This is a genomic window from Streptomyces hygroscopicus (assembly GCF_026168105.1).
Classification (GTDB): Bacteria; Actinomycetota; Actinomycetes; order Streptomycetales; family Streptomycetaceae; genus Streptomyces; species Streptomyces hygroscopicus_D.
This window is the reverse complement of the sequence record NZ_LBMW01000008.1, coordinates 210,344-223,182: the sequence shown is the minus strand read 5'-3', so window position 1 is coordinate 223,182 and position 12,839 is coordinate 210,344. Positions and strand designations below refer to the sequence as shown.

The 12,839-nt window shown below is 71.8% G+C and carries 11 protein-coding genes and 1 riboswitch; of the genes, 6 read left to right on the top strand and 5 right to left on the bottom strand.

The annotated features are described in order from the left end of the window. The 3 genes from AAW14_RS11665 to AAW14_RS11655 form a co-directional block, all read right to left on the bottom strand. On the bottom strand, positions 1 to 225 hold a 225-nt coding region (locus tag AAW14_RS11665), incomplete at its 3' end, for a LysR family transcriptional regulator (RefSeq protein WP_265562830.1). Between the two features lie 53 nt (positions 226 to 278). Beyond that, entirely contained in the window at positions 279 to 1,490 is a 1,212-nt protein-coding gene (locus AAW14_RS11660) for a winged helix DNA-binding domain-containing protein (protein WP_265562828.1), read from the bottom strand. Positions 1,491 to 1,665: 175 nt separating this feature from the next. Beyond that, on the bottom strand, positions 1,666 to 2,448 hold the full coding sequence (locus tag AAW14_RS11655) for a maleylpyruvate isomerase family mycothiol-dependent enzyme (RefSeq protein ID WP_265562826.1): 783 nt from the start codon (positions 2,446 to 2,448) through the stop codon (positions 1,666 to 1,668). A gap of 20 nt (positions 2,449 to 2,468) precedes the next feature. Further along, a riboswitch (ZMP/ZTP riboswitch) is annotated at positions 2,469 to 2,558 on the bottom strand. Between the two features lie 187 nt (positions 2,559 to 2,745). Here AAW14_RS11655 and AAW14_RS11650 point away from each other — a divergent pair. The 6 genes from AAW14_RS11650 to AAW14_RS11625 all read left to right on the top strand — a co-directional run bounded on the left by AAW14_RS11650 (position 2,746) and on the right by AAW14_RS11625 (position 10,106). After that, a complete protein-coding gene (locus AAW14_RS11650; RefSeq protein WP_265562824.1) occupies positions 2,746 to 4,554 on the top strand; it encodes a methylmalonyl-CoA mutase subunit beta in 1,809 nt (602 codons plus the stop codon). After that, the gene (gene scpA, locus AAW14_RS11645; RefSeq protein WP_265562823.1) at positions 4,554 to 6,737 is read left to right on the top strand and encodes a methylmalonyl-CoA mutase; all 2,184 of its coding nucleotides are present in this window, start codon (positions 4,554 to 4,556) and stop codon (positions 6,735 to 6,737) included. Before AAW14_RS11650 ends, scpA begins: the two co-directional genes overlap by 1 nt. Positions 6,738 to 6,742: 5 nt before the next feature. Next, positions 6,743 to 7,729 carry a methylmalonyl Co-A mutase-associated GTPase MeaB gene (meaB, locus tag AAW14_RS11640; RefSeq protein ID WP_265562821.1) on the top strand — a complete coding sequence of 329 codons (987 nt, stop codon included), beginning with the start codon at positions 6,743 to 6,745 and terminating at the stop codon, positions 7,727 to 7,729. Between the two features lie 169 nt (positions 7,730 to 7,898). Next, positions 7,899 to 8,678, top strand: a complete 780-nt coding sequence (locus AAW14_RS11635) for a polysaccharide deacetylase family protein (protein ID WP_265562819.1) — start codon at positions 7,899 to 7,901, stop codon at positions 8,676 to 8,678. Between the two features lie 490 nt (positions 8,679 to 9,168). After that, positions 9,169 to 9,618: an SRPBCC family protein gene (locus tag AAW14_RS11630; RefSeq protein ID WP_265562817.1), complete on the top strand. Its 450-nt coding sequence runs from the start codon at positions 9,169 to 9,171 to the stop codon at positions 9,616 to 9,618. A 47-nt stretch (positions 9,619 to 9,665) separates the two neighbouring features. Beyond that, entirely contained in the window at positions 9,666 to 10,106 is a 441-nt protein-coding gene (locus AAW14_RS11625; protein ID WP_265562816.1) for a hypothetical protein, read from the top strand. Here AAW14_RS11625 and AAW14_RS11620 read toward each other — a convergent pair. Next, positions 10,075 to 11,226, bottom strand: a complete 1,152-nt coding sequence (locus AAW14_RS11620) for an XdhC family protein (protein ID WP_265562815.1) — start codon at positions 11,224 to 11,226, stop codon at positions 10,075 to 10,077. The genes AAW14_RS11625 and AAW14_RS11620 overlap by 32 nt on opposite strands. Before the next feature lie 58 nt (positions 11,227 to 11,284). Then, positions 11,285 to 12,742, bottom strand: a complete 1,458-nt coding sequence (locus AAW14_RS11615) for an NCS2 family permease (RefSeq protein WP_265562813.1) — start codon at positions 12,740 to 12,742, stop codon at positions 11,285 to 11,287. Positions 12,743 to 12,839 lie beyond the last annotated feature (97 nt).

The window sequence follows — 12,839 nt, the reverse complement described above, 5'->3', positions numbered from 1 at the left end:
CGCGGCGGCCAGCACGGCGCGCGCCTCGGGCAGCAGCCGCTCGCCCGCCGCCGTCAGCCGCACGTGCCGTGCTGAGCGGTCGAAGAGCTCGGCGCCCAACTCCCGCTCCAGCCGCTGGATCTGCTGGCTGACCGCGGACTGCACGATGTGGAACCGCTCGGCCGCCCGCCCGAAGTGCAGCTCCTCGGCGACGGTCACGAAATAGCTCAACTGCCGCAGTTCCATGGGCCCGACTCTAGGGGGCCCGTTTCCCTCCGCACCCGACGGGAGTGACGACATCACCGCCGTACGACGGTCGCGAACCGGATGTCGTACGACGCGCCGCCGTGCATCACCCTCAGCATCCGCTCCCCCTCGGCGGTCACGTCCCCGCGCTGCGCCTTGGTGAGGTCGCCGAAGGGCTCGATGACGAGCGCGTCCTCCTCCAGCTTCCACACGCCTGCCAGGAATCCGTCGACGAGGAGCGCCCGGTAGGCCTGGTTGCCCGTGAAGGTGCGCCCCTTGAGTTCCGGGGGCACCACGCGGGTGCGGTCGGCGTGGGAGAGCAGCAGGTTGTCGAACTCGGGCAGGAAGCGAGGCGGGGCGGGTGTGTCCGGGTCGGGCCGGGGCGCGTCGGGGAGGTCGAAGAGTTCGACGCCGTGCGGATCGCGGAACGTGACGAGCCGGGGGCGGAGGCGTTCGAAGGCGTCGCGCAGCCGGGTCAGACCCGCCCAGGTCTGCATGTCCTTGACGGAGGCGGGCCCGAACGCGGCGAGGTAGCGCAGCACGGTGGCGTCCGGAGCGACGGGGGCACCTCCCTGCTCATGGGGGTCCCTCCCCTCGAGCGAAGCCGGGAGTTGGGGAGAATCCGAGAGTCCGGGGGACGGTTCGGCGGGGCGGCCGAGCCAGTGCTCGGCGGTGGTCAGCGCGACCTGCCCGCTTCTGCCCCACAGGCCGCGCGGGGTGACCTGGACGAGTGGCAGCCGGCAGCGGGCGGCGAGGGCGAGCGCCCGGGGGTCCCCGCCCGGCCACCGGGCGTGCAGCGCCTCGCGCAGCTGCGCCATGGTGCGCGGTTCGGTCTCGACGAGTTCGCGGGCGAACGCGGTGAGCCGGTCCAGGTCGACCCCGGCGAGCCCCTTGCGGAAGAGGGTGAGCTCGCGGTCGCGGGCAGGCTGCACCAACGGGCGCAGGACGAGGCAGTCGTCCGCGGTGTGGGTGTGGATGGTGGAGCGCATGGTGACGATGCGGACGACCTCGCGGTCGGCCATCAGCCGCGAGAGGTGCTCCGGGGCGAAGCCGTCCAGGCGGGCGGCGAGCGCATAGTAGGGAGGCTTGACGTTCTGCGCCTGCAGCCCCAAGAGGTGCTCGACGGCGGCCTTCGTGGACAGCGGTGAGCGGCGCAGCAGGAGCTGACGGTCGAGGGTGGCGCGGTTCAGGGCGCGGGTGCCGAGGACGGGGGCCCTCGCCGTCGTCCCGGCCGGCCTCCGTGTCGCGGAGCTGGTCTTCGTCATACCGTGCACGCTAACGGGGCTTGCGGTCAGCGGTGGTCCGCAATCGGCCGTTCCGCCCCGTGCCGATGCCCAACACCGGGCCATGCGAGGCGAGTTACGCGTCCCCGGCGCCCTCCCGCCGCGCCGCCCCGCCCCGCCCCGCCCCGAAGGCGATCAATGGTGCGCCACGCGGCCCTCACCCACCCCCGCCACCGCCGCACCGCCCCCAGCCCGGCGTCGGCGGCTGCGGCCACGGGGGTGGGCACGGCACGGATACCCCGGGGAAGGGGGACGTCGACTCATCGGCGCGAGTACGGCCACTGAGCCAGCCGAGCAGGACGTGTCCGGGCGCGGAGACCACGGGGCCGTCGGCGGAGATGTTCCAGGAGCGGCCCAGATCGACCGCTTCGACCGAGGCGAGAGCGAAGCCCCGGCCGCTCAGTGTGGCCAGAGTGTCGTCGAGGGCCCACAGGACGTAGGACGCCGGCCAGTCGGCCGTACCGTGGCCGAGCCCCAGGTCGAGGTGATGGGTCTCCACTTCCCTCAGACACCGGTGGAGGGTGTACCAGGCGGGATGGCGCCACCCGGCGAGCGCCGTGACCAGTCCGTCCCACGCCGGTACGGGCATGGCTCGCGCCTGGTCGAGGAATTGTTCCAGACTGCGACGGACCTCGGTGACGAGCCTGGCCGCGGACAGACCGGCCGTCTCCTCGACCGCCCGGGCCAGAGCGGCGGCATCCGGGCGCGGCCCCGGCTCGGCCCCGGTCCGCGCCAGGCGCAGCAGCCACACATAGGCGTCGGCACTGCGGGAGACATGGGCGAGCACATGGCCCCGCGTCCAGCCCTCCAGGCCGGACGGGGACCGCAGTTCGCCGTCGGTAAGGGCCGCCACGGAGTCGAAGAGCCGGAGGGCCGACCGCGTCACGTCGTCGATCAGACCGTGGATGCCGGCCGCACTGACGGCAGGGTGACTGCTCACACGCACTCCTGAGCCTGGAAGCGAATCGCCCAGGCGCACGGCTGCGGACCCATGACGGCCGGGCCGCTCCCCGGTGGTACTCCACCTCAGCGCCAGTCACGGCCCACCGTCACCCTAGGCGGTGGAAGCCCCCGGCCACAGTCCCGCGTCCGGCGCGAGCACGGCTGCCGACGGGTCGGGGATGCGGATGAGCGGGGCGGGCACGGCGCGGAGGAGGGCGCGGGCTTGCGAGGGAGAGGGCAAGGTCACATTCGCGCCCTCTGCTGCTCCGATGTGAATGTGACCTAGCATCCGAGCATGACGGTCCTGCCTGACGACGGGCTCTCGCTGGCCGCCGAGTTCCCTGACGCGACGTATGAGCAGTGGCAACGCCTGGTCGAGGGCGTGCTGCGCAAGTCGGGTGGGGAAGGCTCGGACGTGGCCGCCGAGGATGCCCTGTCCACCGCGCTCGAGGACGGGCTGCGCACGCGTCCTCTGTACACCGCGCGCGACACCGCGCCCGACCCCGGTCTGCCCGGGTTCGCCCCCTTCGTCCGGGGTGGCCGGGCCGAGGGGAACGTCGTCGGCGGGTGGGACATACGGCAGCAGCACCGGGCGCCCGCGGAGGGAGCGGTCCTCGCGGACCTGGAGAACGGCGTCACCTCGCTCTGGCTGGTCACGGGCGAGTGCGGGATCCCGCTGTCCTCGCTCGGCCGGGTCCTCGACGGCGTCCATCTCGACCTCGCGCCCGTCGTCCTCGACGCAGGCCGCGAAGTGGAGTCCGCGGCACGGGAGTTGTTCCGGCTGTACGAGGAGCGGGGCATCGCCGGGGAGGCGGCCCGCGGCAATCTCGGCGGGGATCCACTGGGTCATGAGGCCCGTACGGGCGAGGAATCGGAGCTAGCCGCGGTCACCTCCCTGGCGCGGCGGTGTGCCGAGGAGTATCCGTGGCTGCGCGCGGTGACCGTGGACGCGCTGCCCTACCACGAGGCAGGCGGTTCGGCCGCGCAGGAGCTGGGCTGTTCCCTGGCCACCGGCGTGGCATATCTGCGCGAGCTGACCGAGGCGGGGCTGACGGTCGAACAGGCGTGTGCGCAACTGGAGTTCCGGTACGCGGCCACCGCCGACCAGTTCCTGACGGTGGCCAAGCTGCGGGCGGCGCGCCGGCTGTGGGCGCGGGTCGCCGAGGTGTGCGGGACGCCGGGGGCGGGAGCACAGGTACAGCACGCCGTGTCGTCGCCGGTGATGATGACGCGCCGCGACCCCTGGGTGAACATGCTGCGCACCACGGTCGCCACGCTGGCCGCCGGGGTCGGCGGCGCCGACGCCGTCACCGTGCTGCCTTTCGACCACACGCTCGGCCTGCCGGACGCGTTCGCCCGGCGTATCGCCCGCAACACCTCCACGATCCTGGTCGAGGAGTCCCAGCTCGCCCGGGTGATCGATCCGGCGGGCGGCTCCTGGTACGTGGAACGGCTCACCGACGAACTCGCCGACGCGGGCTGGGAGTTCTTCCGGTGGATCGAGCGGCTCGGCGGTCAGGCGGCCGCCCTGCGCTCGGGGCGTTTGCGCGAGGACCTGGCGAACACCTGGGCCGCGCGCAGCGCGAAGCTCGCCGCACGGCGCGAACCCATCACCGGGGTGAGCGAGTTCCCGCACCTCGCCGAGCGGCCGGTGGAGCGCGCGCAGACGCCGGAGCCTCCGTCCGGCGGGCTCCCCCGCGTGCGGCGCGACGAGGCGTACGAGGCGCTGCGTGCCCGCTCGGACGCCCATCTCGCCGCCACCGGCTCCCGCCCGCGGGTCTATCTGGCGACGATGGGTCCCGCCGCAGCCCATACGGCGCGGGCGGCCTTCGCCTCGAACCTGTTCCAGGCCGGCGGCATCGAGCCGGTCACGGAGGGGGACTTCGAGGACAGCGGTGCCACCGAAGTCTGCCTGTGTTCCAGCGACGCGCTGTACGAGGAGCAGGCCGAGGCCACCGCCCGGGCCTTTAGGTCCGCGGGTGCGGAGCATGTGCTCCTCGCGGGCCGTCCCGGCTCGTACACCGGTGTGGACTCCTACGTCTTCGCGGGCTGCGACGCCGTCGCCGTGCTGTCCGCCACCCTCGACCGCATGGGAGTGTCCTGATGGGAATCCCCGACTTCTCCGGGATCGAGCTGGGGAGGCCGGCTCCCGACGGCAGTGCCGACGACTGGCGCACCGCCGTCGAGAAGGCGACCGGCACCGGCGAGCCGCTCTGGGAGACCCCCGAGGGCATCGCGGTCAAGCCGCTGTACACCGGCCGCGATCTGGAGGGCCTGGACTTCCTCGGCACCTACCCGGGTATCGCGCCGTATCTGCGGGGCCCGTACCCGACGATGTACGTCAACCAGCCCTGGACGATCCGCCAGTACGCGGGCTTCTCCACCGCCGAGGAGTCCAACGCCTTCTACCGGCGCAATCTGGCGGCCGGTCAGAAGGGGCTGTCGGTCGCCTTCGACCTGCCCACGCACCGCGGCTACGACAGCGACCATCCGCGGGTGACGGGTGATGTCGGTATGGCGGGCGTGGCGATCGACTCCATCTACGACATGCGGCAGCTGTTCGACGGCATCCCGCTGGACCGGATGACCGTGTCGATGACGATGAACGGCGCGGTGCTTCCGGTGCTCGCGCTGTACATCGTGGCGGCGGAGGAACAGGGCGTGCCGCCTCAGAAGCTGGCGGGGACCATCCAGAACGACATCCTCAAGGAGTTCATGGTCCGCAACACCTACATCTACCCGCCGAAGCCGTCGATGCGGATCATCTCCGACATCTTCGCCTTCACCTCGCAGCGGATGCCCCGCTACAACTCCATCTCCATCTCCGGGTACCACATCCAGGAGGCCGGCGCGACGGCCGACCTGGAACTCGCGTACACGCTCGCGGACGGGGTGGAGTACATCCGAGCCGGGCGGGAGGCGGGCCTGGACGTGGACGCGTTCGCCCCCCGGCTGTCCTTCTTCTGGGCGATCGGCATGAACTTCTTCATGGAGATCGCGAAGCTGCGTGCGGCGCGGCTGCTGTGGGCGAAGCTTGTGCGGCAGTTCGATCCGAAGAACCCCAAGTCCCTGTCGCTGCGCACCCATTCGCAGACGTCCGGCTGGTCGCTCACCGCGCAGGACGTGTTCAACAACGTGACGCGGACGTGTGTGGAGGCGATGGCGGCCACGCAGGGCCACACCCAGTCGCTGCACACCAACGCCCTCGACGAGGCGCTCGCCCTGCCCACCGACTTCTCGGCGCGCATCGCCCGCAACACCCAGCTGCTGATCCAGCAGGAGTCCGGCACGACCCGGGTGATCGACCCGTGGGGCGGCAGCGCCTATGTGGAGAGGCTGACGTACGACCTCGCCCGCCGCGCCTGGCAGCACATCCAGGAGGTCGAGCAGGCCGGCGGCATGGCGCAGGCCATCGACGCGGGCATCCCCAAGCTGCGGGTGGAGGAGGCCGCGGCCCGCACCCAGGCCCGGATCGACTCGGGGCGCCAGCCGGTCATCGGCGTCAACAAGTACCGTCCCGAAAACGGCGTCGGCGACGAGGAGATCGAGGTCCTCAGGGTCGACAACTCCTCGGTGCGCGCCCAGCAGATCGAGAAGTTGCGGCGGCTGCGCGCCGAACGCGACGAACAGGCGTGCCGGGACGCGCTCCACGCGCTCACCCGGGCCGCCGAGGGTGACGGCAACCTGTTGGAGCTGGCGGTGCACGCGGCACGCGCGAAGGCGACCGTCGGGGAGATCTCCGACGCCCTGGAGAAGGTGTACGGGCGGCACGCGGGCCAGATCCGTACGATCTCCGGTGTGTACCGCACCGAAGCAGGCGAGTCCCCGTCCGTGGAACGCACCCGTGCGCTCGTGTCCGCCTTCGAGGACGCGGAGGGCCGTCGGCCGCGCATCCTGGTCGCGAAGATGGGCCAGGACGGCCACGATCGCGGCCAGAAGGTGATCGCCACCGCCTTCGCCGACCTGGGCTTCGACGTGGACGTCGGCCCACTGTTCCAGACCCCGGCCGAGGTGGCTCGCCAGGCCGTCGAGGCGGACGTGCACATCGTCGGGGTGAACTCGCTGGCCGCGGGGCACCTCACGCTCGTACCGGCGTTGCGGGATCATCTGGCCGAGGAGGGCCGCGAGGACATCATGATCGTGGTCGGCGGGGTGATCCCGCCACAGGACGTGCCGGTCCTGCTGGAGATGGGCGCGGCGGCCGTGTTCCCGCCCGGGACGGTGATCCCGGACGCGGCGCGCGACCTGGTCACGCGGCTGGCCGTCGATCTCGGGCACGACCTCTGAGCCCCATGCCGATCGACCTCGACACCTATGTGAAGGGCGTACTCGACGGGAAGCGGGCGCTGGTGGCCCGCGCGATCACGCTCGTCGAGTCGACCCGGCCCGACCATCGGGCCCTGGCGCAGGAGCTGCTGACCGAGCTGCTGCCGCACGGCGGCCGGGCGCGGCGGATCGGCATCAGCGGTGTCCCGGGGGTGGGCAAGTCGACGTTCATCGACGCGTTCGGCACGATGCTCACCTCGCTCGGTCACCGGGTCGCGGTGCTCGCCGTCGACCCGTCCTCCAGCAGGACCGGCGGCTCGATCCTGGGCGACAAGACCCGTATGGAACGCCTCGCCGTCGACCCGGCGGCCTTTGTACGTCCCTCCCCCACCGCGGGGACCCTGGGCGGGGTCGCCAAGGCGACGCGCGAGTCCATCGTCGTCATGGAGGCCGCCGGCTACGACGTGGTCCTGGTGGAGACGGTCGGCGTCGGCCAGTCCGAGACCACGGTTGCGAACATGGTCGACTCCTTCCTGCTCCTCACGCTGGCCCGCACCGGTGACCAGTTGCAGGGCATCAAGAAGGGCGTCCTGGAACTGGCCGACGTGATCGCGGTCAACAAGGCCGACGGCCCGCACGAACGCGACGCCCGGGCCGCGGCACGCGAACTGGCGGGCGCCCTGCGCCTCATGCACGGCAAGGACGCGTTCTGGACCCCGCCCGTGCTGAGTTGCAGCGCACGCGAGTCGACCGGACTGGACCCCGTCTGGGAGCGCCTCGAGCAGCACCGCACCCTGCTGGACTCCACCGGGCGTCTCGCCGCCAAGCGCCGTGACCAGCAGGTCGACTGGACCTGGGCGATGGTCCGCGACGAACTCCTGGGGCGCCTGCATGCCGATCCGGCCGTACGGGCCCTGGCGCCCGGCCTGGAGCAGCGCGTACGGGACGGGGAGTTGACGGCCACACTCGCCGCGGAACGCATTCTGGAAGCCTTCGGCGGCACGGAGGCCTGAAGCCGCACGGCACCCGGTGGCGCTGTGCGCCGCCGCGCCGGCCGGTGGTGGGAGGTCGCTCCGCTGCGCCCGGCGAGGAGTCCGCCCGGCCGCCGCCGCGCATCGGGGCGTGCTGCGAGCAGCACTTTCACTCTCCGTGCCGGGTATACGCGGCATGTAGAGTCACCCCATGTTTTCAACGGGGAAGACGAACAGACGCGCGGCCGGGTTGCGCGCCGCGTCCGCTCTGTTCGCGGCAACGGCCTTCGCGCTCTCGGGCTGCACCACGCTGCACACCACCGCGCCGGCCGCGGCTCGCGCACACCCCTCCGCGGCCGCGCCGGTCCGGTTCGGGGCCGTGGACTGCCGTCAGGCCAAATGCATCGCACTGACCTTCGACGCCGGACCGAGCGAGAACTCGGCCCGGCTGCTCGACATCCTCAAGGAGAAGAAGGTCCCGGCGACCTTCTTCCTGCTCGGCGAGCGGCACATCCAGAAGTACCCGGAGCTGGTCAAGCGGATGGCCGCCGAGGGCCACGAAGTGGCCAGCCACACCTGGGACCACCAGATCCTCACCCAGATCAAGCCGGAGCAGATACGCCAGGAGCTGGAGAAGCCGAATGAGGCGATCCAGAAGCTCACCGGGCGCAGGCCCACGCTGATGCGGCCGCCCCAGGGGCGTACCAACGACACCGTGCACCGGATCTGCCGCGAACTGGGGCTCTCCGAGGTGCTGTGGAGCGTGACCGCCAAGGACTACACGACGAACGACCCGAAGCTGATCCGGCAGCGGGTGCTGGATCAGGCGACCCGGGACGGGATCATCCTGCTCCACGACATCTACCCGGGCACCGTGCCCGCGGTGCCGGGGATCATCGACGCGCTCAAGGAGCGCGGGTACGTGTTCGTGACCGTGCCCCAGTTGCTGGCACCGGGCAAGGCCGAGCCGGGTGCCGTGTACCGGCCCTGACGCCCGGCCCCGGCCCGACGCCGCTTCTCGGCGACCGGTCCGGCGAGCAGCGCGTGCACCTCGTGCCAGGTGGCCATGGCCTGCTCGGGCGTCACGGTGGTGGCCGTGTTGGCCTCGACGAGGCGCGCCAGGTGAGTTACCAGCTGGATCATCAGGCTGGGTGCAGGCTCTCCGGGGAGCGGTGGATCAGGGGGCGCATGGTGACGGGACTGCTCTCGGCGAGCGCGGGCCCGGCAGAGGGCTGGTCAACCGCTCGAGAACGAGCCGCAGTTGCTCCCGCACGAGCTGGACTCCCGGGCAGGCGTGTGCACACCGGGTCCGAAGGCGAGATGGCGGGCGGGGCGCGGGTGATGGCGAACTCGTGGGGGCACGGACGGCACCTCCGGCCAGGGTGCGGGGTCGCCTCATGGTGCCGTACGTCCGTGCGGATCCGGTAGGTCCCTCGACGCGTCGCGACGGGTCGCCCGAACGGTCTGCGTACGATCCCCCGATGGTCCTCTTCCGCCTCGAGCGCGTCGTCCCGCTCCCCGTCGACCAGGCCTGGCTGCGCCTCACGGACTGGCCGCGCCACGCGGACGTGGTGCCACTGACCCGGGTCACGGTGCGGACCCCTCCGCCCACGGCCGTCGGCACGGTGTTCGTGGCCCGCAGCGGTGTCGGCCCGCTCGCCTTCGACGATCTGATGGAGGTGGCGACCTGGCGGCCTCCTACGCTGTGCCGCCTGGTCAAGCGCGGCCTCTTCGTCACCGGGTGGGCGGAGATCGAGGTGCATCCGTACGGCGAAGGGCAGTCCCATGTGGTGTGGCGCGAGGACCTGTCGGTCTTCCTGCTGCCGCGGCTCTTCGACCGGCCGCTCGGGTGGGTGGCCCGGTGGATGTTCGGGCGCGCGATGGACTCACTGCTGACGCGCGGCCGCCAACCCGGCGCGCGGCGGCGGTAGTTGTGGCTCCCGTTCGCTGTCAGTGGCGGCCTCCGGAGTCCTGGCCCATGACCGAGACCTCTCATCCGGGGACCACCAGGGCGTCGTACGACACCGTGGCCGCCGACGACGACCGGCTGCTCGGGAACGGGCTGGACGAACAGCCCTTCGACCGGGCCATGCTGGGAGTGTTCGCCGAACGGGTGCCGGCCGGTGGGGGCGGGCCCGCCGGGGATCTCGGAGCGGTCCGGGGCGGGCAACTGCTGCCGGCCTTCGAGGTGGGGGACGGGTGCGCGCACCTGAAGCACGCCTACGGGCACGACCTGTCCCTGGACGTGTATGGCTTCCGGCCCGAGCGGGTCTCCGAGCTGCTGGGCCAGGCCGGGTTCGTCGAGGTCGCCCGCCTCGTGCGCGCGGCCGAGGAGCGGGAGAACACCCCGCAGACGTATCTCCTCGCCCTCAGGCGCGTCCAGAGACTCAGGCCACCGACCCGATCCGCCCCGCCGTGAGTGACGTCACGTCGTGGTGGATCGGGGTGTGGGCGCCGGTGAGAGGGACGCCGGTGCCGCCGCGGCGGCCCGCGACGATCTCCGAGGCGATGGACAGGGCGGTCTCCTCGGGCGTGCGGGCACCGAGGTCGAGACCGATGGGCGAGCGCAGGCGCGCCAGCTCCAGCTCGGTGACGCCCGCCTCGCGCAGTCGCTCGTTGCGGTCCAGGTGGGTGCGGCGCGAGCCCATCGCGCCGATGTAGGCGACCGGAAGCCTGAGCGCCAGCCGGAGCAGCGGTATGTCGAACTTGGCGTCGTGGGTGAGCACGCACAGCACCGTGCGGCCGTCGACCTGCGTGCGCTCCAGGTACCGGTGCGGCCACTCGACGACGATCTCGTCGGCCTCCGGGAAGCGGGCGCGGGTGGCAAAGACGGGGCGTGCGTCGCACACCGTGACGCGGTAGCCCAGGAACTTTCCGATACGGACCAGCGCGGAGGCGAAGTCGATCGCGCCGAACACGATCATCCGTGGCGGGGGAACGGACGACTCGACCAGGACCGTCAGCGGCGCTCCGCAGCGCGAGCCCTGCTCCCCGATCTGCAGGGCGCCGGTGCGTCCCGCGTCCAGGAAGGCACCCGCCTCGGCCGCCACCGTGCGGTCGAGTCCGGGGTGGGCGCCGAAGCCGCCCTCGTACCTGCCGTCGGGACGTACGAGCAGCGCCCGGCCGAGCAGTTCCGCCGGTCCCGTCACGATCCGCGCGACCGCCGCGGCCGAGCCGGCGTTCGCGGCGGCCAGCGCGGAGGCGACCACCTGGCGGGCGGGGTCGGCCGCCCGGACCGGGGTGACGAGGATGTCGATGACGCCGCCGCAGGTCAGGCCGACGGCGAAGGCGTCCTCGTCGCTGTATCCGAAGCGCTCCGAAACGGTTTCGCCGTCCTCGAGCGCCTGCCGGCACAGGTCGTAGACCGCACCCTCCACACAGCCGCCGGAGACCGAGCCGATCGCCGTGCCGTCGGCGTCCACCGCGAGGGCGGCGCCGGGCTGGCGGGGGGCGCTGCCACCGACCGCCACCACGGTGGCGACGGCGAATTCGCGTCCCTGCTCGACCCACCGGTGCAACTCGTCGGCGATGTCCAGCATCTCTCGGTCTCCTTTGACGGCGTGTGCGTAAGGGGCTGTCGAGGGCGCCTGGCGGCGCCTAACGGACGCCCAGCCAGCTCTCGATGGGATGGAGGGCGAAGTACACCAGGAAGATCACCGTCAGGCCCCACATGAAGGCGCCGATCTCGCGCGCCTTGCCCTGGGCGGCCTTGATGGCGACGTACGAGACGACGCCCGCGGCCACGCCGGTGGTGATGGTGTACGTGAACGGCATCAGGACCACGGTCAGGAAGACCGGGATCGCGGTGGCACGGTCGGACCAGTCCACATGACGGGCGTTCATCAGCATCATCGCGCCGATGACGACCAGTGCGGCCGAGGCCACCTCCTGGGGGACGATGGCCGTCAGCGGTGTGAAGAACAGACAGGCCGCGAAGAACAGACCGGTCACCACCGAGGCGAGGCCCGTGCGTGCCCCCTCGCCGACTCCGGTCGCCGACTCGATGAAGACCGTCTGGCCGGAGCCGCCGGCGACTCCCCCGATCGCACCGCCCGCGCCGTCGATGAACAGCGCCTTGGACAGGCCCGGCATACGGCCCTTGTCGTCGGCGAGCCCGGCCTCGGTGCCCACACCGATGATGGTGGCCATCGCGTCGAAGAAACCGGCGAGCACGAGCGTGAAGACGATCATGCCTACGGTCATCACGCCGACCTTGCCCCAGCCTCCGAACTCCACGTGCCCGAAGAGCGAGAAGTCCGGCATCGAGACCGCGCTGCCGTGCAGTTCGGGGGCGCCGGCCGCCCATGCTCCGGCCTTGACGACACCCGCGGCGTTGAGGACCGCGGCGACGACCGTGCCGCCGACGATGCCGATGAGGATCGCGCCGGGAACGTTCCGGGCCTGGAGCATGAAGATCAGCAGCAGGGTGCCGGCGAAGAGGAGGACGGGCCAGCCGGCGAGCTGTCCGGCCGGGCCCAGGGTGACCGGGGTGGCCTTGCCCTGGTGCACGAAGCCGGACTTGTAGAAGCCGATGAGGGCGATGAACAGGCCGATGCCCATGGTGATCCCGTGCTTGAGCGCCAGCGGGATCGCGTTCATGATCATCTCGCGCAGGCCGGTCACGACCAGCAGCATGATGACCACACCGTAGATGACGCACATGCCCATGGCCTGCGGCCAGGTCATCTGCGGGGCGACCTGCGAGGAGATGACACCGGACACGGAGAGTCCGGCGGCGAGGGCGAGCGGCACCTTGCCGCCGAAGCCCATCAGCAGCGTCGTGAGGGCCGCCGCGAACGCGGTGGCGGTGATCAGGGCCTTCTGGCCGAGGGTGTCCCCCGCCGCGTCCTTGCCGGACAGGATCAGGGGGTTGAGCAGCAGGATGTACGCCATCGCCATGAAGGTGGTGACGCCGCCGCGCACCTCGCGCGCGAGCGTGGATCCCCGCTGGGATATGTGGAAGTACCGGTCGAGCCAGGACCGGCCGGCCGGGACGCGGGTGCCTGCACCCGCATCCTCGGCGGCGGTTCTGGGCTCCACTGACTGCTGGGCCATGCTGCCATCTCCCAAGGTTCATAGGGGCACCCGAAAGTCGCCTTCGGCGACTTGCGGGATTTGGGATCTGCACGACCCGGGGGACGGCCCGAGACGA